Here is a 19,330-nt window from a genome sequence, read left to right on the forward strand (position 1 = left end):
CTTCCACAGGCGAAACCCAAGAATTTCAGGAGAACAATCATGGCTGAAGTACTCGTGCTCGTTGAGCAGGATGCCGAAGGTGGACTGAAGAAGGTCACCAGCGAGCTCATCACCGCCGCCCGTGCCCTCGGCACCCCGGCTGCAGTCGTCGTCGGCAAGCCCGGCTCGGCCGCCGGCATCACCGCCGGTCTCACCGAGGCTGGCGCTGAGAAGATCTACGTCGCCGAGTCGGACGACGTCGCCAACTACCTCATCACCCCGGCCGTCGACGTCCTGTCGCAGCTGGCCGAGGCCAACGGTGCCGCTGGCGTGCTCGTCGCTGCTACTGCCGACGGCAAAGAGGTTGCCGGCCGGCTGGCCGTGCGTCTGGGCTCTGGCCTGCTGACCGACGTCATCGACGTCAAGGAAGGCGGCGCTGGCGTCCACTCGATCTTCGGTGGCGCGTTCACCGTTGACGCAACCGCCGGTGGCGACACCCCGGTCATCTCGGTCCGTCCCGGCGGCGTCGAGGCTGCGCCGGCCGCTGGTGCAGGCGAAGTCGTTAACGTCGAGGTCCCGGCACAGGAAGGCGGTGTCAAGATCACCGGCTTCGCGCCGAACGTTGGCGGCGACCGTCCCGAACTGACCGAGGCGTCGATCGTCGTCTCGGGTGGTCGTGGCGTCGCCTCGGCTGAGAACTTCGCAGTGGTCGAAGCTCTCGCCGATTCGCTCGGTGCCGCTGTCGGTGCCTCGCGTGCCGCGGTCGACTCCGGTTACTACCCGGGCCAGTTCCAGGTGGGTCAGACGGGTAAGACCGTCTCGCCTCAGCTGTACATCGCCCTCGGTATTTCCGGTGCCATCCAGCACCGTGCTGGCATGCAGACCTCGAAGACCATCGTGGCCGTCAACAAGGACGAAGAAGCTCCGATCTTCGAGATCAGCGACTTCGGTGTGGTCGGCGACCTGTTCAACGTCGCTCCGCAGTTGACCGAAGAGGTCAACAAGCGCAAGTAGTGCGCTAGCTTTCCCGCGACGCCCCGCCCTGGACTTCCATGGCGGGGCGTCGTCGTCTTCCCGGCCCCGTTTCCCGGCCTTCGGCCGTCCCCCTTTTCTGTCACGATTCGCCCCACCCATCACCGAACAGGCCGTCCGGTGACACTTTGGCGGAAGCATGACCGTCAGATGTGACAGAAAAGGGGAAAGTCGGGCGGGAAGTCGACCCAGAACCGGTACGACGACGCTCTGGCCCCAGATTCGACGGCTCGTTTGCCGCCCGTTCACATCGTCGCGAGGAGTTCACCTGTCGTGTCCGGACATGTCACGCCACTGTGACCGTCGCGTCGACTGGCCCGCCTTGACTTCGTGGCATGACAGTAACCGAGTTCGGCAGTGCAAGAACTTCTTCGCGTCGGGTGCTTCTGTCCGGCGGTGACTACTGCGTTTCGATCGTCAGCGACGCGGGAATCGGCGGCATCAGCAAGGGCGACGTGCGCCGCGAGATCGAGGCCGCGCAACGACTCCGCTTCAACGTCTTCAACAGTGAAACCGGGTACTCCGACTCCATCGGCGACGCCACGTCCGGACTGGATGCCGATACGTTCGACGACTTTTGTGACCACCTCCTGGTCCACCATCTGCCGACGGGCCAACTGGTCGGCTGTGCTCGCGTCCTCCCGCCGCCCCGCGCCATCGCCGCGGGCGGTTGGTACTCCGCCACCGAGTTCGACCTCGACGAGCTCTCACCAATTCGCGGCGAGACCGTCGAAATGGGGCGCGCCGTCGTCGACGCCAACCACCGGAGTGGCTCGGTTACCGCCATGCTGTGGGCCGCGCTGCTCGGCTACCTCGAAGAAGGCGGCTACCGCTACCTGATGGGGTGCGTGTCGGTGCCGCTGGAGTCGCCGATCGGCCGCGGACGCGAACTTCGCGGCATCCGCGACCTGGCACGTGACAAGCACCGCGCAGACTGGCAAGTATTCCCGTTCCGCCCTGTCGAAGTAGACGGCCTGAGCCTGGATCAACTGGAACCTCCGACCACCAACCGCCTCCCCGCACTCCTGCGCGGGTATGTCCGCCTCGGGGCACGTGTCTGCGGTGAACCGGCCTTCGACGAGATTTTCGACGTCGGCGACTTTCTGACCGTCCTCGACCGGCACCGCGGCGATCAGCGGTACACCGAACGACTGCGCGGTGCCATGACCAGGCTCGGCACTAACTAGCGGAGGACCAACCGTTGACCGCAAACATCTGGGTACCCAGCAGTCCGTGCGGACCGCACTGCGTTCACACGCCAGCGAACCCGGCGACCCGCCTGCGCGCGATTGCGCGCGCGGGCACCGTCATCTCCGTCGGATCGATCATTGCGATGGTTGGCCTAGCGACGCTGCTGCTACCACGCAGCGCCCGGCACCGCTACTGGCGCGGCGCAGCGAAGGTGACGCTTCGCCTGATGGGCATCACCCTGCGGATCGACGATCGCCGTCCTACCGATGGTCGCCGGGTACACGGCGCACTCGTGGTCGCCAACCACATTTCCCTGCTGGACATTGTCGCCGTGGCCGCCGTGACTCCCGCACGGTTTGTCGCGAAGCGAGAGGTCGTGCAGATGGCAGGCTTTGGGCCCGTCGCCCGACTGTTCGGGGTATTACCGCACATTCGCGGCGACCTCGGACGCTTGCGACCCATGATCGACCAAGTGGGGCGGGTGCTCGACAGCGGTCGGCCCGTGGTGGTCTTTCCCGAAGGAACCACTTGGTGCGGGACCGCATCGGGCCGCTTCCGTCCCGCCTTCTTCCAAGCCGCTGTCGACGCGGGCGTCCCGGTCCTCCCGATTAGCTTGCGCTACACCGACGCCGGCCATGCCACGACGATGCCCGGTTTTCTCGGCGACGACACCGTGGGCACCACCATGTCGCGGGTACTGCGATCGGCAGACCTGACCATCACCGTCACCGTCTTCGACTTGCAGCTGCCTGCGGGCAGTCGGGCGGAGTTGGCGGCCGCGGCGCAGGAACTGATCGCACCGACTGTCTCGTCCGACGACCTGCGCGAACTCGCTGTCGACCTGGCAGTTCCGGCCCCGCTTCGCGAACCGGGAACGACTGCCGCCTGACCCGGTGTGCCGTGACGGGCATCTCTCGGGTGGGAGTTGGGCGGGCCCGGTGTCTATCCTGGTGAAGTCATGTCTGTTCAGCGCCCTCCCGTCTACTTCGACAATGCTGCCTCCACCGCGATGGTTCCCGAAGCCGTCGCGGCGATGGTTGATGCTTGGCGTCACCCCGGAAATGCATCGTCTCTGCACGGTGCTGGTCGGGCGGCGCGGCGCACTCTGGAGAAATCGCGCGAGGCTATCGCCCGCGACCTTGGTGCACGACCGTCCGAGGTGATCTTTACCGCCGGTGGTACCGAGTCCGACAATCTCGCGATCAAGGGCATCTACCGGGCCCGACGTCGCGAGGATGACCGTCTTCGCAAGATTGTTATTTCCGCCGTGGAGCATCACGCAGTGTTGGATCCGGCGCAGTGGCTAGCTGACGAAGCTGGTGCGGAATTGGTGGTCCTACCCGTCGACGAGAACGGTTTTGTACACCCGGATACGGTGCGCGCAGCGCTCGTCGAACATGCGGGCCAGATCGCGCTGATTTCGGTGATGTGGGCGAACAACGAGGTTGGCACCATCCAGCCGATCGCCGAGATCGCGCAACTCGGCCTTGACGCCGGGATTCCGGTGCACTCCGACGCCGTCGCAGCGGTTGGCCATCTGCCGGTCGACTTCACGACGAGCGGGCTATCGGCCATGTCGGTGGCGGCTCATAAGTTCGGCGGCCCGCAGGGCACCGGCGTTCTCTTGATCCGTCGGGATGTGGCTGCCGTTCCGCTCCTGCACGGTGGCGGTCACGAGCGAGACCTGCGATCCGGCACTCCCGATGTGGCATCCGCGGCGGGAATGGCTGCGGCTTTGCGGAAAGCGGTTGCCGGGCTCGACGACGAAACCGTGCGTGTCGCGGCATTGCGTGACCGCCTGGCTGAGGTGATTACGGCCGTTGGTGCCGTCCGGATCAACGGTGCGCGCACCGTCGACGAAAAGCTGGCATTGCCGGGTCTGCTGCACGTGTCGATTGACGGTTGCGAAGGCGACTCACTGCTGATGCTGCTCGATGCCAAAGGTGTCGAGTGTTCCACCGGATCGGCATGCACCGCGGGCGTTGCCGCAGCAAGCCACGTCCTCCTGGCGATGGGCTTGGACACCGCGACCGCCCGCGGATCGCTCCGGTTCTCGTTGGGACCGGACAACACAAACGAAGATGTCGACGTCGTCGCCGGGGTAATCGGTGAAGTCGTGGACCGTGCCCGGGCCGCAGGGTTGCTCTCGGTGGCTGGTGGGCGAACCGGAGGAAATTCCTAATGCGTGTACTTGCAGCAATGAGCGGTGGCGTCGATTCGGCTGTCGCCGCAGCGCGGGCGGTGGAAGCTGGGCACGAGGTGGTCGGTGTACACCTGGCATTGTCGACGGCCCCGGGTGCACTGCGCAGCGGGTCGCGCGGTTGCTGCTCCCGCGAGGACGCCGACGATGCTCGACGCGTCGCCGACCTGCTGGGCATTCCCTTTTACGTGTGGGATTTCGCCGCGAAGTTCAAGGAAGACGTGATCGACGAGTTCGTGGCGGCATACGCGGCGGGCGAAACCCCCAATCCATGCTTGTCGTGCAACGAGAAGATCAAGTTCTCGGCGCTCGCGGAGCGGGCCGTGGCACTCGGCTTCGACGCTCTCGCGACCGGCCACTACGCACGTTTGGAAGATGGCGTCTTGCGTCGCGCGGTCGACGCCGACAAGGACCAGTCCTATGTGCTCGCCGTGCTCGACCACGAGCAGTTGTCGCGTGCGATGTTTCCGGTGGGGGACACCGCTAAGCCGCAGATTCGCGAGGAAGCCGAGCGGCGCGGTCTAGCCGTCGCCGACAAGCCCGATTCCTACGACATCTGCTTCATTCCCAGTGGTGACACCCGTGCCTTCCTCGGTGCCAAGATCGGTATCCGCACCGGTTCCGTCGTTGATTCGGCGACGGGCGACGTCCTCGGCGAGCACGAAGGCGTTCACGGGTTCACGATCGGGCAGCGCAAGGGCCTCGGTATTGAAGCCCCCGCGGCGGATGGGCAGCCACGCTACGTGACCAGCATCGACCCCAACAGTGGGACGGTCACCGTCGGAGGTGCCGAAGAGCTCGAAGTCTGGTCCATTACCTCGAACAAGGCGATCTGGACTTCGGGTGTGACCCCTGACGGTCCCGTCGAATGCCTGGTCCAGGTCCGCGCACACGGTGGGTTGGCCCCCGCGATCGCCACGCCCGTTGACGGCGTTGATGGCCCAGAAATGCGGATTGAACTGCGCGAACCGCTGCGTGGCGTGGCCCGCGGCCAGGCAGCCGTGCTGTACCTCGCCGATGCGGTCAACGGTGATCAGGTGATTGGCTGTGGCCGCATCACCGGGACCGGGGTATGACCGAGGTTCTCGGATCGGTGCCGACCGGTGTCGGTACTGGTATCGGGTCGATGCCCGGAACCGATCCTCGTGAATCGGTGAAGGTCGCGACGGGCGAAGTCGACTTCCCCTTCCTGCCCGAACTGCCCGATCGGGGCGTGGGTGCAGACATGATCGGTCGCACCGGTGCGCTGTTGGTCGATATCAACGTTGACCTGGTGCACCGCGCCTACCGGCTTGCCGACCACCCGAACACCACAACTCGTCGTGCCCGCGACTGGCTGCGCTGGGACCTGGACGCTCTTGAAGAGCGTTGGGAAACAGTTGGTCTCATGGGGTCGGGCCGCGTGGTGAAGGTGCAGGCGTGCGGACCATTCACGTTGGGTGCACACATCGAATTGCGAGGCGGCCACAAGATTGTCAAGGACCGCGGCGCAGTGCGCGATATTGCGGCCTCTCTGACCGAAGGGCTCCGCGAGCACGTTGGGGAGTTGCAGCGGCGCCTCGGGGCGACGGTCGTCGTGCAGCTTGATGAGCCTGACGTGGGTCGCGTGATCGATGGTCGTGTGACGCCCCTGACCAGACTTGACCCGATACGTCCGATTCCGGCACCCGATGTCGCAGCGCAGTTGCAGGAAATGATTGACGCGCTCGGTGTGCCGGTAGTCCTGCATTCGTGCAATGTGCCCCGCTGGGATTTGACGAAGCAGCTCTCGTCGGTGGCGCTGTCGTTGGACGTGACGACGTTGGACGCGGCCCGCGACTACGACGGTCTCGGCAGTTTCCTGGACTCCGGGGGGATTCTCGCCGCGGGCCTGGTGCCGTCGACCGCACCCAAGGCGGGCGCGCCGCTGCAGGCCGAAGAGCTTGCCGCTGATCTCGCAAGCCTCATCGATCGCATCGGGCTGCCGCGAAACGTGCTGCGCGACAACATTCTTGTGACCCCGACCTGCGGCCTCGCCTCGGCTACGCCCGAATGGGCCGCGCGCGCACTGGAATTGGCGTCACAGGTGGCGTCGGGGTTGGCGAGCGACCCGGACTTCGCTGGCCCGTAGGCCAGCGCCTGTCACCAAGTGGGTTCGGGAATGACCGCGGTACCCACCTCATAATTAAACTTGCCGTCGCTACCCTTGGCGGTGATGGTGATCGGAAGCCACCCGTTGCGATCCTTGATCGCGCATTCCTGGGTGGCACCGTCCTTTTTCTCGAGGTCGCCCTTGCACCGCACTTCGCCAGTCTGATCGCCGAATTTCTCGGCCAGGGACTTCTGTGTTGCGGAAGCCAGATCGGACTTTGAAATCGAGTTGGAGGTGCCAACTGAAGCTTCAACGCTGCACGACGAGACTGCCGCGGCGACAAGCAGCGGAGCGGCCAGGGCAACGATCATGTTCTTCTTCACGAGGGTTCCTTCGCTGGTCAACGGTCTTCGTGCGGTCTAGTGGAGAACTTGGGTGGTGCCAGCCTAACGAGGGAAATCTCGTGTGGGAGGGAAGATAACGAACTACGCGGAATTCTCAAGTGCGGCGATGGCGCGTTTCGGAGCGATCTGCCGGAAGCTGGCGTCAAGGAGTTCAGCGATCTCGGCCCAGTCGGAGTCGGCCGCGAGATCGATGCCGAGCCAGCCGTAAGCACCGACGTAGGCGGGAACAAAAAACCGGTCGTCCTGGATCAGGGCTTCCCGTTCGACAGGGTCGGGGATGAACAACAGAGCCGTATCGCGCCGAACCTTGCTGCCCTTTTCTCCGCCGCCATACATCGCAAACATCTTCCCGCAGCGAAAGGTTGGACGACCATGCGCCACTTTCTCGGTCGCTTCCGGGAGTGCGAGGGCCGCCTTCCTCAAGCGGTGCAGGATCGGATCGGCGTCATCGAACATGATCGGATGCGGCATGAAACCAGGGTAGTTGCGGACCGTAGAGAGTGCGCAGATTCTCGTCGCAAGAAATGTCAGAACCCTCGGCTAATCTGGTCAAGTGAGTGAGGGTGAGAAGGTAAGCAGCACGAACGACGCCGGCGGCAACCAACCCGGGGGAACAGGCGAAGACTGGGCACGCGAATGGGCCCGGCTAGCCGAGGAAGTCCGCGGACACCAATTCCGCTACTACGTGCAAGATGCGCCGATCATCAGTGATGGGGAGTTCGACACCCTGCTGCGCCAGCTTGAGGCGCTCGAAACCGATCATCCTGAACTCGCGGTGCCCGATTCGCCAACCAAACTGGTTGGCGGAGGATTCTCCACCGAATTCACCTCCGTCGACCACCTCGAACGCATGATGTCGCTCGACAACGTCTTCGACCACACCGAGATGCGCGACTGGGTGGCCCGCACCCAAGCCGAAGTCGGTGCTGGCGCAGAGTTCTTGTGCGAGTTGAAGATTGACGGTGTCGCGTTGTCGCTGGTGTACGAGAACGGCAAGCTGGTTCGCGGCGTCACCCGAGGCGACGGTCGTACCGGCGAGGACGTGACCCTCAACGCCCGCACCATTACCGACGTTCCGCACCAACTCGACGCTTCCGTCCGGCCGGTGCCGACGCTTCTGGAAGTTCGCGGCGAAGTTTTCTTCCGCCTCGAAGACTTCGCGGTCCTGAACGCCTCCCTGGTCGAGGACGGCAAAGCGCCGTTCGCGAACCCCCGCAACTCGGCGGCTGGCTCGCTGCGTCAAAAGAACCCGCAGATAACCGCCAAGCGGCACCTGCGGATGATCTGCCACGGCATCGGCAAGATCGACGGATGGAAGCCCGAATCACTGCACGAGGCTTACCTCGCGCTCGGTGATTGGGGTCTGCCAGTCTCCACCCACACTCGCAAAGTTACCGGCGCAGACGACATCGTCGCCGCCGTCGACTACTGGGGCGAAAACCGACACTCGGTAGAACACGAAATCGATGGTCTCGTCGTCAAAGTCGACGATGTCTCCCTGCAGCGCAGGCTCGGTGCCACCTCCCGCGCCCCGCGCTGGGCCATCGCCTACAAATACCCACCCGAAGAAGTCACCACCAAGCTTCTCGACATCATGGTCGGCGTCGGCCGCACGGGTCGCATCACGCCGTGGGCACTAATGGAACCGGTATTGGTCGCCGGGTCCACAGTCGCACGCGCCACCCTGCACAACGGTTTCGAAGTACAACGCAAGGGCGTGCTGATTGGTGACACCATCACCATTCGCAAGGCAGGCGACGTAATTCCGGAGGTGCTCGGCCCCGTCGTGGAACTGCGCGACGGCACCGAACGCGCCTTCGTCATGCCCACCAACTGCCCCGAGTGCGGTACCGAACTCGCTCCGGCGAAAGAGGGCGACAAAGACATCCGCTGCCCCAACCAGCGATCGTGCCCGGGCCAACTGCGTGAGCGGCTGTTCTACCTGGCCGGTCGTGGAGCGTTCGATATTGAAGCGCTCGGCTACGAGGGTGCGCAAGCACTCCTGTCCAGCGGCGTGCTCACCGATGAGGGGGACCTCTTTTCGCTCACGGCCGACGACCTCACGAAGACCGACATTTACACCACCAAGGCCGGTCAGTTGTCGGCCAACGGCAAACGGTTCCTGCAGAATCTCGACAAAGCCAAGGACGTTCCCCTGTGGCGGGTAATTGTGGCGCTGTCGATCCGGCACGTCGGTCCCACCCCGGCCCGTGCGTTGGCGACAGCCTTTGGCAATCTCGAAGCGATCCAGAACGCTTCCGTCGATGAACTTGCCCAGGTCGACGGGCTGGGTCCCACCCGTGCGGCCAGCGTCCACGACTGGTTTTCCGTCGACTGGCATCGCGAGATCGTCGCGAAATGGCGGGCCGCGGGCGTCGCCATGGCAGATCAACGCGACGACTCCATCGAACGGACTCTCGAAGGCAAGACAATCGTTGTGACGGGATCGCTCGTCGACTTCTCCCGCGACGGCGCCAAGGAAGCAATCATCGCCCGCGGCGGCAAGGCTTCCGGTTCGGTATCGAAGAAGACCGACTACGTCGTCATCGGTGATTCACCCGGGAGCAAGGCCGCCAAGGCCGAGGAACTCGGTGTGCCGATCTTGGATGAGGATGGCTTCAAGGTGCTCCTTGAGACCGGGAGCGCGGGAGGCACCGATTCCGAAAGCAGTGAAGCCGACGAGGACTAGCCTCGCCGGCTTCGTCCCGCAGAATCGGGCTCAGCCTTCCTTCGGCTTCTTGGTGTGCAGCAGGGTGCCGATGATTCCGGTCAGGTAGCCGAGGCGCGCGACCTCTGCGGGACGGAAATCCGGGCCGGCAATCCGGCCCAGCAGCAGCACCTTTCCGGATGTACCCAGCGGTGCCGCCGCCAACCTGGTGTCCATGTCGCGCCACGACGCGGGAATCCATTCGGCTTCCGAGTCGAACGAGGTCGGATGGTCGAGGGGGAGCCAATCGGCCACTTCCAACGGGCTTTCGGGTGCACCGGAACTGCCGTACAACCGCAGGACATCGGGCCCGGGCTTGGAAATCACCGTCGCCCACGACACCCGTAGGACACGCGGCGCGTAGTCGGCTAGGACCTGCAGGCCATCCTTCCCGCCGGCGGCCACGCGGTCGATTAGTTCGAGTTCCAGGTGAGTATCGAGGACTCCGGCATGCGGGCGGATCGAATCGACGTGCACCCCTGCCACCTTCTCGGACGCGGTGATCAATGTGTCGGGGAGGGCCCCGGAGGGCAAATCGACTACGAGGTCATCAACGACGAAGCCATCCTCGCGTTCCACCACCTCTAGCGAGCGGATATCAGCACCAATGGTGCCGAGTTGCACGGCGAGCATGCCGAGGCTGCCGGGGCGATCGTTGAGGACAACGCGGAGTAGGTAGGTCGACGGACTCATTGGTTTGGCGTCGACGCCAGCGGCCGTACACCGACGGCTGTGCCGTACGCGCATACCTCTACGCCGCCCGACCCCGCATACTCATTGGTTTCAAAGCGGAAGGCGACGACCGCGTTCGCACCTTTGCCGGTGGCCTCGGCTGCCAGTCGGTTCAGCGCCTCGTGTCGGGCCTCGTGGAGAAGTTCGGTGATGCCCCTCAATTCGCCACCGGCGAGGGATTTAAAGCTGGCACCGATATTTGAGCCGATGTGGCGGGATCTCACCGTGAGGCCGAATACCTCCCCGAATGTGTGCTCGATCTGGTAGCCGGGAAGTTCATTCGTGGTGACGATGATCATGTGTTCAAACTACCTTGGGGCGCGTGTGGCAGCCACCGATGGATCATTCGATTGACGCAGCCCTCCCTGCCCGGGACGCTGTCGGAGGGGCCGCATATCCTTGTATGAAGTCCAATCCGAAATTCCCGTATCTGTAGAGAGGTCGAGGAATGTCTACCGATTCCCAGCCGGCGATCAGCCGGGATGAAGTCGCGCATCTGGCGCGGCTGTCCCGACTGGCGCTCGATGATGCCGAACTTGATCGGTACGCGTCGCAACTCGACTCAATCCTGAGCCACGTCGCCCAGATTTCCGAGGTCGCCGCAGACAACGTGGCGCCGACCGCGCACCCCGCTGAATTGCGCGATCCGTTGCGTCCGGATGTCGTGGTTCCCGGCCTCACCGCAGAGCAGGCTCTTTCTGGTGCGCCCGCCGTCGAACAGGAGCGCTTTGCCGTTCCGCAGATCCTGGGGGAAGAGTAAGCGTGAGCAACACCCGTACCGCCGGTGATATCACCGGTCTGTCCGCAGCCGACCTCGCAGGCAAGATCGCTGCTCGCGAATTGTCGTCGGTCGAGGTCACTCAAGCGCACCTGGATCGGATTGGCGAGATCGATGGTGAACTCGGAGCCTTCCTGCATGTCGGTGCATCCGAGGCATTGGCTGCCGCCAAGTCCGCTGATGAAGCCATCGCCGCTGGGCAGGCACCGTCGGCATTGGCCGGAGTGCCGATCGCGCTGAAAGACGTCTTCACCACTGTCGACGCCCCGACAACCTGCGGATCCAAGATGCTTGAAGGTTGGGTGTCGCCGTACGACGCGACCGTGACCGCGAAGCTTCGCGCCGCCGGTATTCCGATCCTCGGCAAAACCAACATGGACGAGTTTGCGATGGGCTCGTCGACGGAAAACTCCGCGTACCAGGTCACTCGCAACCCTTGGGATGTCACGCGCATTCCCGGCGGCTCGGGCGGCGGCAGTGCTGCAGCACTCGCGTCGTACCAGGCACCCCTTGCGATCGGCACCGACACGGGCGGCTCCATTCGTCAGCCCGCGTCGGTCACCGCGACCGTCGGCGTCAAGCCGACCTACGGCACCGTCTCGCGTTACGGTCTTGTCGCCTGTGCGTCGTCGCTCGATCAAGGCGGACCCTGCGGTCGTACCGTTCTCGACACCGCTCTGCTGCACTCGGTAATCGCCGGCCACGACCCCCGCGATGCGACGTCGATCGACGCCGCCATTCCGGATGTGGTTGGTGCCGCACTTGCCGGTGCCACCGGCGACCTCTCGGGCATGCGCATCGGCGTCGTCAAGCAGTTGCAGGGCGACGGATACCAGGCAGGCGTGCTGGAATCGTTCCAGGCAGCGTGCGAGGTGCTCACCGGTCTCGGTGCCACCATTGTTGAGGTCGATTGCCCGCACTTCACCTACGCTCTCGGCGCGTACTACTTGATCCTCCCGTCGGAGGTGTCGAGTAACCTCGCGCGCTTCGACGCTATGCGCTACGGCCTCCGCGTCGGCGACGACGGCACCCACAGCGCAGACGAAGTGATGGCGCTGACGCGAGAAGCTGGCTTTGGTCCGGAAGTGAAGCGCCGCATCATGATCGGTACCTATGCGCTGAGCTCCGGTGCCTACGATGCCTTCTACGGGCAGGCGCAGAAGGTCCGCACACTGATTGCACAGGACTTCGCGAAGGCCTACCAGGACGTCGATGTCCTGATTTCGCCGACCACACCGACGACGCCGTTCAAGTTGGGCGAGAAGGTCGACGACCCGTTGTCGATGTACCTGTTCGATCTCTGCACGCTTCCGGTCAACCTGGCCGGTACGGCCGCGATGTCGGTGCCCTCGGGCGTTTCCAGCGACGACGGCCTGCCGGTCGGTCTGCAGATCATGGCTCCGGCCATGGCCGACGACCGCCTGTACCGGGTCGGCGCGGCCTACGAGGCGGCGCGCGGCCCCGTCGCCTGACACAGGTCAACAACGAGCGGTGCCCCGGTGATTTGTTGAATCACCGGGGCACTTCCGATTTGTCGCTTCAGTCAATGCAACCTGCGGGCATGCGGGTGAGCGCAGATCCCTGCTCAATCCCGTAGCGGTGCCCGTGGCCGGTGGGAACATCGAGCGAGCCAACGAGGTCGAGCACCGTCGCCGTCGCCGACACCGCAGGTAACCATGCACGGTGTTCGCCGTCCGCCCGCGGCGTCGGTCTCCAAAGCAGGGAGAGCGCAAAACCAGGAACCGGATCGTCGTGATTGGCGACGATGACACGACGTTCGCACGCGGCGAGTGCGCGGATGGTTCCGGCCGGGGGACCGGTAAGAATCGTTCCCGCAACGTCGACCTTTGCCGAGCGTGCCCACTCGCGGGCCGCGTCCGCTCCGACCGCGCCGAGGCTTTGGCCCACCAGATAGATCCGTGGCCGCTGCGACGCTGGCACCCGCGTAGCTTCCTCCCAGAGACGTGATAGCAGAGCAACAGTCGCATCGCCGGCGCGGTCGGGATCCGAGACGAAGGCCCGCCACGAAGGCACGTTGTCGTACTGCAGCGCTAGGCTCCGGACCGACCCGCCGAACTGTCGGCTCAAGCCCTCGATGGAACTGGCATCGACCCAACCCGATCCGGTGGGCACCACTAGCGCCACCGCCCGTTGCGTTAAGCCGCCACGAGCGACCCACCGTTCGACTAGTCGGTCGGCCCGGACTTGGAAAGATCCGGGTTCGCTCAATGCGCTGTAGAGCAAATCGGATCGATCGGGACGATCCGCCGTTGTCGCCTGCGCGGCGGATCCCGGAACCAGGAAGGTAGCGATCACCAACCCAACCAGTCCGAGGCCGACCAACCGCCGCCGCGGCACCTGTACCGCTGCCGCGACGCCAGCCGCCGTCGCAAGTGGGATCAGCCAAACAGTGAGTACCCACCAGGGGCCAATCGCCGGGACGCCGAGCGTGCATCGCACAGCGATCTCGTGTCGTACAGCGAACCCGAGCGCGACGCTGACGGTCATTAGACCGGCGGCGATCCAGAGTGGATGCACACAGGTGGGGCGGCGACGCCAGATCCGGTTCATGCCTGATCCAATGGCACCGCCGACTCCCATACCGATCACCGTGAGGACCGATCCGGCTGCCGTCGCGACCAGCACCGACCGCGGCAGCATTCCCGGCGACAAGGCCAACAGCCGTCCGACGAGCGCTCCGAACGCGACCGACGGGGGTACCCGCAGCCAATTCACGACAGGCCCAGCGCTTCGACTGCGCGTGTCAGATAGGTGACCGCGATATCGCCGGTAGTTTCCGGTCGCGGTGGCCCGGAGCGTTGCCGCCAGGTATTGAGCGAAACCGCGACCCGCGCCGTTTCGGCGGCAGCGGTGCACCCGGGGGTCGGCGATAGTCGGCAACTGTTGTGCATGTCGTCAAACAGTTTTCGGTCGAGGGCTTGCCTCGCCCAGGCACCGATCGGACGACCTTCACTGTCGGCGTCGCGGAGAAGGTCGTAGCCGAAATCGTGCGCCCGGCACGCGTTCGTGAACGCGTCTGGCAGCGATATTGGTGAGGAGCAGTCACCGTGCGGATTGAGAGGTCGAGCGTCGACCACTTCGGGCGTGTAGCCGAATCGTTCGACGAACTTTGCCGGGAGATACGCGAGCGCGTCGAGCGGGTGATCGCTGACTAGAGCGACGATGGCCCGCTCGGTTTGGAAAGCGGGATGTACCGGGGGGTCGCCAGCTTTCACGTCGGCGACCGCGACGGCGATTGGGACCGCACCGAGCAAGCCCACTGTCGCGACGAACCCGACGACGAATCTCAGGGCCCACTTTCGGACGCGGTGGCGGGGCGGGGCGAGCGCGGTTCTGTCGGTGTCGTTGGACGTCATGGTGGCAACGCTATGAACGGCAAACACTGTGCCGGATCGCCCGGAAAGGCCAGATTGACGGGGTTCTCGCGGGGTAGCCGAAGTTCCTACCTCACCCGCAGGAGGCATTGCGATTTCGCTCCTGTGGGGGAGGCACCGGGAGTTGCGGGCCCCTATCGTCGAAGTGTGAAGACTTCTGTTGCGCAGAGATTGGTGGCGGGGTTCCGATCTGTGCGCCCGTACGTCGATCAGATCAGCGACCCCGCAGTGCATCGCTATCTGTCGCGGGGGCGGAACTGGTTTGCCGCATTGCTCGCAGTAGCAATGATCGCCGTGTGCTGGCCGGTCCTCGGCGAATACACCAGCCTGCCTGCTTTCCTCCTCCCCGTGTTCGCCATCGTTGGATGCTGCGGGCTGGCGCTCTTGTTTACCGGTCCAGATGGCGTCAGGTTCGGTTGGGCGGCCACCCTCATCACGTCCGGCGTGGCGTCATTGGTGCCGGGCGCGGACTCGTGGTCGATGCCGATCCCGCTGTTCCTGGTGCTGTTGGTGATGACGGTCGCCGCACTCTGGACTCAGCCATTGCGGACGCTGCCGATCATTACCGTCGCGACCGCGGGTGTCTTCTTTGTCGGGCTACCCCTGAGTGCGGTCGTCGGATGGGTGTTCGCTCTCGTAGTTGTCGCGATAAGTACCGCATTCCTGCGCTATCGGACACTGTCGCAGAAGGAGATCGCCGTACAGACCGAGGCAACCGAAGTGCTGCGCGCCCGCGAAGCGGTGCTCGCGGAACGATCCCGGATCGCCCGTGACCTGCACGATATCGTGGCTCACCGGATGTCAATGGTGGTGGTCATGGCTCAAACTGCGCAGTTCCGGCTGGCGGCCGCCGAACCTCGGGAGCAGGTCGGCCCTGGCACGGTGCGAGAGTTCGCGGCCATCGCCGATGCCGCCCGCGAGTCGCTCGATGAAGTTCGACAACTGCTCGGGGTACTGTCACCGCACAGTGACCGTGGTGCTGCACTCGCTCCGGTGCCGGGGCTCGACGCGCTGTCCGAACTGGTCGATGAAGTCCGGGCGATCGGCGTCACCGTTGAGTTCGACAGCACTGTGGTGCGCGACGATGTTGCCCCGGCAGTGGGGACAGCGGTGTACCGAATTGTGCAGGAATCGATCACCAACGCGACTCGGCATGCGCCAGGTGCGGATATTGCGGTTCGAATGCAACCGGACGCCGGCCATGCTGGCCGACTCGTCGTCGAGGTCGTGAATGGTGGACCCACCAGGCCGGTCGGCGACGCCCACGGCGGTGGTCGAGGGATTCTGGGCATGACTGAGCGCGCGCTAGCCGTCGGCGGCACGCTGACCGCAGCACCTCGGCCGGGTGGCGGTTTTGTCGTTCGCTCCAGCATGCCCGCCAATCCCATCGGGCGCGCTGAGCCCGGCGATCCGCCCAATTCGGATTCGGACGAGGCTTTGGATACGGCAACCAGCGCGCCGACCCAGCAGCCTTCGGCAGGTACCGAGCCACCCGAACTAGGCTGAGTGACGTGCCGATTACTGTGCTGATTGCCGATGATCAAGCGATGGTTCGGGCGGGATTCGCGGCTCTGTTGGATGCGGCTGACGGAATTTCTGTGCTCGGCGACGCCGAGGATGGGCTCGCCGCCGTCGAACAGGTCCGCCGACTGAACCCCGACGTTGTCCTGATGGATGTACGGATGCCGCGGCGCGATGGGCTGTGGGCGGCCGAGCAGATCATTTCCGGGGGCTCGAATTCGAAAGTGTTGATGCTCACCACCTTTGATATCGACGACTACGTGTACTCCGCGTTGCGCATCGGCGCGTCAGGATTTCTACTGAAGGATGCGCCAGCTGACGAGTTGGTGCGTGCGGTCCGCGTGGTTGCGGCAGGTGACGCCCTGCTCGCACCTTCGGTGACGAAGCGGCTCATCCAGAAGGTCACTGCGACGTCTGGACGTGTGCGCACCAACGCTGCTTCCGCCCTCACTCCGCGTGAGCTGGAGGTGCTGTTGACTGTGGCTGACGGAAAATCGAATGCGGAGATAGGACAGGATCTGTTCGTCTCCGAGCAGACGGTCAAAACGCACGTGAGCAACATGCTGACCAAACTCGGTTTACGCGATCGTGCCCAGGCGGTCGTGTTCGCGTACGAGAACGGACTGAAGTAGAACATGGTCTGATGAAGACCGACATCTGTCTCCTTTCACGAGAGGTCTCACAGCGATGGCCCGATTCGGCATTCTGACTTCCGGTGGCGACTGCCCCGGCCTCAACGCGGTCATCCGCGGGACCGTCCTCCAGGGCACCAAGGTTCACGGGCAAGAGTTTGTCGGCTTCAAAGATGGATTCCACGGCCTGGTCTACGGCGATGTTGTGGATCTGGATCGCACTGCCGTGCAAGGCATTTCATCGCAGGGTGGCACCATTATTGGGACCAGCAGGTTTGGCCCGTATGAACCCGACGGCGGCCCGGACAATATCAAGGGCGTTCTCGCTCGGCTCGGGATCGACGCGGTCATCGCGGTCGGCGGCGACGGAACCATGGCCGCTGCCAACCGCTTGTTGACGGACGGGATCCCGATCGTTGGCGTACCGAAGACCATCGACAACGACCTCAACGCCACCGACTACACGTTCGGTTTCAATACTGCCGTGGAAGTGGCGACCGAGGCTGTTGACCGACTTCGAACTACCGGCAACTCCCACAAACGGTGCATGGTGCTGGAAGTGATGGGCAGGCATGCGGGCTGGATTGCCATGTATTCGGGGGTTGCGGCCGGGGCGCACGCCATTCTGATCCCGGAACAGCCTGAAACACTCGAGCAGATCTGCGAATGGGTCCTCAGCGTCCAGGACCGCGGGCGCTCTCCGATGGTGGTTGTTGCCGAAGGGTTCACCTTCCCACACATGGATGAAGCCCACTCGCATAAGGGTCTCGATGGCTTCAACCGGCCTCGTCTGGGCGGGATCGGCGACATCTTGGCCCCGCTCATCGAAGAACACACTGGCATCGAGACACGTTCGACGACGCTCGGCTACATCCAGCGCGGCGGTGTTCCGAGTGCCTGGGACCGCACGCTCGGCACTCGATTCGGTCAGGCTGTCAGCGACTTGGTCGCCGACGGTCAGTGGGGGCAGATGGTGGCGTTGCGCGGGACCGATATTGTCCGCGTCCCCTTCGCCGAAGCCGTGGGGAATCCTAAAACGGTGCCGCTTGATTACTACCGGGGTGCGCGAGCGATCTTCGGCTGATCCCACGCGATACTGGCGACACCGACCGCGACCGCCCCAGATACGATGGACGGCATGAGTGCGGCTACCGACGAACTGATGGACTTCGACGACGTCATCGAGACCTACGACCCTGTTATGGGTATGGAAGTCCACGTCGAACTGGGTACGGAAACCAAAATGTTCTGCGGGTGCCCGACGGGCTTCGGTGCTGAGCCGAATACGCAGGTCTGCCCGTCGTGCCTCGGACTGCCGGGGGCATTGCCCGTCGCCAACGCGAAGGCGGTCGAATCGGCCATCCGCATCGGCTTGGCGCTGAACTGCTCGATCCGTGAGTCCAGCGTCTTCGCTCGCAAGAACTACTTCTACCCGGATCAGCCGAAGAACTATCAGATCAGCCAGTACGACAAGCCGACGTCGTACGACGGTTACTTGGATGTGAACCTGTCCGACGGGACGGTGTGGCGCGTGGAGATTGAACGCGCGCACATCGAGGAAGACACCGGTAAGTCGCTGCACATCGGTGGTTCGACGGGCCGTATCCACGGCGCGAGCCATTCGCTGCTCGACTACAACCGCGCCGGTGTGCCGCTCGTCGAGATCGTCACCCGGCCAATCGAAGGTGCCGGCGCACGTGCCCCGGAAGTTGCGCGTGCCTATGTCACCGCCCTGCGCGACTTGCTGAAGTCGCTCAATGTGTCCGACGTCCGCATGGATCAGGGGTCGATGCGCTGCGACGTCAACCTGTCACTGATGGCCAAGGGGGCAAACGAGTTTGGCACCCGCACCGAGACGAAGAACGTCAACTCGCTGAAATCGGTAGAACAGGCGGTGCGTTTCGAAATGCAGCGTCAGGCCGTCATCTTGTCGGGCGGTGGCGAAATCATTCAGGAGACGCGTCACTTCCACGAGGCCGACGGCACCACTTCTGCAGGTCGCCGCAAAGAGACTGCCGAGGATTACCGGTACTTCCCGGAGCCGGACTTGCCGCCGGTGATTGCCGATCCGGCTTGGGTTGAGACTTTGCGCGGCACCCTCCCAGAACTGCCCTGGATCCGCCGTGCGCGCATTCAAGAACAGTGGGGCGTGTCCGACGAAGTGATGCGCGACCTGGTGAATGTCGGCGCCGTCGACCTCATCATCGAGACCGCCGAAGCCGGTGCCTCCGCTGACTCGGCTCGCAGCTGGTGGGTATCGTTCCTGGCGCAGCAGGCCAACACCCGTGGCACCGAGCTGGCTGATCTGGCTATCACGCCGAAGCAGGTGGCTGAAGTCATCGGCATGGTCGACGACGGCAAGCTGACGAACAAACTGGCGCAGCAGGTTGTGGTTGCGGTCCTCGACGGCGAAGGCGAGCCCGCCCAGATTGTTGCCGACCGCGGACTCGAAGTGGTGCGCGACGATTCGGCACTGCAGAAGGCTGTCGATGAGGCCTTGGCCGCGAACCCCGACATCGCGGAGAAGATCCGGTCGGGCAAGGTGCAAGCGGCAGGCAAGATCGTCGGCGACGTCATGAAGGCCACTCGCGGACAGGCCGACCCCGCTCGCGTCAAGGAACTCGTCCTGGCAGCTTGTGAGTAGAGGGCTGCTTGCGAGTAGAGGGCTGCTTGCGAGTAGCGAGTTGC

General features: G+C 64.2%; 19 protein-coding genes. 13 read left to right on the forward strand and 6 right to left on the reverse strand.

Going from position 1 to position 19,330, the window contains the following annotated elements:
• Positions 1-39 precede the first annotated feature (39 nt).
• From AC1L34_RS01475 to AC1L34_RS01500, 6 genes are all read left to right on the forward strand, one after another.
• Entirely contained in the window at positions 40-993 is a 954-nt protein-coding gene (locus AC1L34_RS01475; protein ID WP_424297433.1) for an electron transfer flavoprotein subunit alpha/FixB family protein, read from the forward strand.
• 353 nt (positions 994-1,346) lie between these two features.
• Positions 1,347-2,198: a GNAT family N-acetyltransferase gene (locus AC1L34_RS01480; protein WP_424323109.1), complete on the forward strand. Its 852-nt coding sequence runs from the start codon at positions 1,347-1,349 to the stop codon at positions 2,196-2,198.
• Positions 2,199-2,212: 14 nt separating this feature from the next.
• Positions 2,213-3,091 (forward strand): lysophospholipid acyltransferase family protein, encoded by an 879-nt coding sequence (locus tag AC1L34_RS01485; protein WP_424323108.1) that lies wholly within the window; start codon positions 2,213-2,215, stop codon positions 3,089-3,091.
• Between the two features lie 69 nt (positions 3,092-3,160).
• A complete protein-coding gene (locus AC1L34_RS01490) occupies positions 3,161-4,384 on the forward strand; it encodes a cysteine desulfurase family protein (protein WP_424323107.1) in 1,224 nt (407 codons plus the stop codon).
• Complete coding sequence (mnmA, locus tag AC1L34_RS01495; protein WP_424323106.1) at positions 4,384-5,478, forward strand: tRNA 2-thiouridine(34) synthase MnmA; 1,095 nt, start codon at positions 4,384-4,386, stop codon at positions 5,476-5,478. The genes AC1L34_RS01490 and mnmA overlap by 1 nt, the downstream gene beginning before the upstream one ends.
• On the forward strand, positions 5,475-6,512 hold the full coding sequence (locus tag AC1L34_RS01500; RefSeq protein WP_424297442.1) for a uroporphyrinogen decarboxylase/cobalamine-independent methonine synthase family protein: 1,038 nt from the start codon (positions 5,475-5,477) through the stop codon (positions 6,510-6,512). Before mnmA ends, AC1L34_RS01500 begins: the two co-directional genes overlap by 4 nt.
• Positions 6,513-6,523: 11 nt before the next feature.
• Here the strand turns inward: AC1L34_RS01500 and AC1L34_RS01505 are convergent, their stop codons facing one another.
• On the reverse strand, positions 6,524-6,856 hold the full coding sequence (locus tag AC1L34_RS01505; RefSeq protein ID WP_424297444.1) for a DUF4333 domain-containing protein: 333 nt from the start codon (positions 6,854-6,856) through the stop codon (positions 6,524-6,526).
• 102 nt (positions 6,857-6,958) lie between these two features.
• Positions 6,959-7,348, reverse strand: coding sequence for an MmcQ/YjbR family DNA-binding protein (locus tag AC1L34_RS01510; RefSeq protein WP_424297445.1), 390 nt, complete (start codon positions 7,346-7,348; stop codon positions 6,959-6,961).
• An 82-nt stretch (positions 7,349-7,430) separates the two neighbouring features.
• On the opposite strand from AC1L34_RS01510, the gene ligA reads away from it, so the two are divergent.
• Positions 7,431-9,566, forward strand: a complete 2,136-nt coding sequence (gene ligA / locus AC1L34_RS01515) for an NAD-dependent DNA ligase LigA (RefSeq protein WP_424323105.1) — start codon at positions 7,431-7,433, stop codon at positions 9,564-9,566.
• Positions 9,567-9,596: 30 nt separating this feature from the next.
• Here ligA and AC1L34_RS01520 read toward each other — a convergent pair whose 3' ends face one another.
• Both AC1L34_RS01520 and AC1L34_RS01525 read right to left on the reverse strand, forming a co-directional pair.
• Positions 9,597-10,277, reverse strand: coding sequence for an ACT domain-containing protein (locus AC1L34_RS01520; protein WP_424297449.1), 681 nt, complete (start codon positions 10,275-10,277; stop codon positions 9,597-9,599).
• Positions 10,274-10,615 carry a YbjQ family protein gene (locus tag AC1L34_RS01525; protein WP_424297451.1) on the reverse strand — a complete coding sequence of 114 codons (342 nt, stop codon included), beginning with the start codon at positions 10,613-10,615 and terminating at the stop codon, positions 10,274-10,276. The genes AC1L34_RS01520 and AC1L34_RS01525 overlap by 4 nt, the downstream gene beginning before the upstream one ends.
• A 149-nt stretch (positions 10,616-10,764) precedes the next feature.
• Between AC1L34_RS01525 and gatC the strand changes: the two genes are divergently transcribed.
• Together gatC and gatA are read left to right on the forward strand one after the other, a co-directional pair.
• Complete coding sequence (gatC, locus tag AC1L34_RS01530; RefSeq protein ID WP_424297453.1) at positions 10,765-11,076, forward strand: Asp-tRNA(Asn)/Glu-tRNA(Gln) amidotransferase subunit GatC; 312 nt, start codon at positions 10,765-10,767, stop codon at positions 11,074-11,076.
• A gap of 2 nt (positions 11,077-11,078) precedes the next feature.
• Entirely contained in the window at positions 11,079-12,566 is a 1,488-nt protein-coding gene (gene gatA, locus AC1L34_RS01535) for an Asp-tRNA(Asn)/Glu-tRNA(Gln) amidotransferase subunit GatA (RefSeq protein ID WP_424323104.1), read from the forward strand.
• Between the two features lie 67 nt (positions 12,567-12,633).
• Here the strand turns inward: gatA and AC1L34_RS01540 are convergent, their stop codons facing one another.
• Both AC1L34_RS01540 and AC1L34_RS01545 read right to left on the reverse strand, forming a co-directional pair.
• Positions 12,634-13,830 carry an alpha/beta-hydrolase family protein gene (locus tag AC1L34_RS01540; protein WP_424323103.1) on the reverse strand — a complete coding sequence of 399 codons (1,197 nt, stop codon included), beginning with the start codon at positions 13,828-13,830 and terminating at the stop codon, positions 12,634-12,636.
• Complete coding sequence (locus AC1L34_RS01545; protein WP_424323102.1) at positions 13,827-14,471, reverse strand: hypothetical protein; 645 nt, start codon at positions 14,469-14,471, stop codon at positions 13,827-13,829. The genes AC1L34_RS01540 and AC1L34_RS01545 overlap by 4 nt, the downstream gene beginning before the upstream one ends.
• 165 nt (positions 14,472-14,636) lie before the next feature.
• Here AC1L34_RS01545 and AC1L34_RS01550 point away from each other — a divergent pair, with 165 nt between their 5' ends.
• The 4 genes from AC1L34_RS01550 to gatB are packed head-to-tail and all read left to right on the forward strand — an operon-like array spanning position 14,637 to position 19,286.
• The gene (locus AC1L34_RS01550; RefSeq protein ID WP_424323101.1) at positions 14,637-15,995 is read left to right on the forward strand and encodes a sensor histidine kinase; all 1,359 of its coding nucleotides are present in this window, start codon (positions 14,637-14,639) and stop codon (positions 15,993-15,995) included.
• 5 nt (positions 15,996-16,000) lie between these two features.
• Positions 16,001-16,642, forward strand: a complete 642-nt coding sequence (locus AC1L34_RS01555) for a response regulator (protein WP_424294890.1) — start codon at positions 16,001-16,003, stop codon at positions 16,640-16,642.
• 55 nt (positions 16,643-16,697) lie between these two features.
• Positions 16,698-17,726 (forward strand): ATP-dependent 6-phosphofructokinase, encoded by a 1,029-nt coding sequence (locus tag AC1L34_RS01560; protein WP_424294889.1) that lies wholly within the window; start codon positions 16,698-16,700, stop codon positions 17,724-17,726.
• 54 nt (positions 17,727-17,780) lie between these two features.
• A complete protein-coding gene (gatB, locus tag AC1L34_RS01565) occupies positions 17,781-19,286 on the forward strand; it encodes an Asp-tRNA(Asn)/Glu-tRNA(Gln) amidotransferase subunit GatB (protein WP_424294887.1) in 1,506 nt (501 codons plus the stop codon).
• Positions 19,287-19,330 lie beyond the last annotated feature (44 nt).

It is taken from the genome of Gordonia sp. 34D, from assembly GCF_056682775.1.

Coding starts and splice junctions, on each gene's coding strand:
- AC1L34_RS01475 (WP_424297433.1), top strand. CDS start 40: ATGGCTGAAGTACTCGTGCTCGTTGAGCAGGATGCCGAAGGTGGACTG.
- AC1L34_RS01480 (WP_424323109.1), top strand. CDS start 1,347: ATGACAGTAACCGAGTTCGGCAGTGCAAGAACTTCTTCGCGTCGGGTG.
- AC1L34_RS01490 (WP_424323107.1), top strand. CDS start 3,161: ATGTCTGTTCAGCGCCCTCCCGTCTACTTCGACAATGCTGCCTCCACC.
- mnmA (WP_424323106.1), top strand. CDS start 4,384: ATGCGTGTACTTGCAGCAATGAGCGGTGGCGTCGATTCGGCTGTCGCC.
- AC1L34_RS01500 (WP_424297442.1), top strand. CDS start 5,475: ATGACCGAGGTTCTCGGATCGGTGCCGACCGGTGTCGGTACTGGTATC.
- AC1L34_RS01510 (WP_424297445.1), bottom strand. CDS start 7,348: ATGCCGCATCCGATCATGTTCGATGACGCCGATCCGATCCTGCACCGC.
- AC1L34_RS01520 (WP_424297449.1), bottom strand. CDS start 10,277: ATGAGTCCGTCGACCTACCTACTCCGCGTTGTCCTCAACGATCGCCCC.
- AC1L34_RS01525 (WP_424297451.1), bottom strand. CDS start 10,615: ATGATCATCGTCACCACGAATGAACTTCCCGGCTACCAGATCGAGCAC.
- gatC (WP_424297453.1), top strand. CDS start 10,765: ATGTCTACCGATTCCCAGCCGGCGATCAGCCGGGATGAAGTCGCGCAT.
- AC1L34_RS01545 (WP_424323102.1), bottom strand. CDS start 14,471: ATGACGTCCAACGACACCGACAGAACCGCGCTCGCCCCGCCCCGCCAC.
- AC1L34_RS01560 (WP_424294889.1), top strand. CDS start 16,698: ATGGCCCGATTCGGCATTCTGACTTCCGGTGGCGACTGCCCCGGCCTC.
- gatB (WP_424294887.1), top strand. CDS start 17,781: ATGAGTGCGGCTACCGACGAACTGATGGACTTCGACGACGTCATCGAG.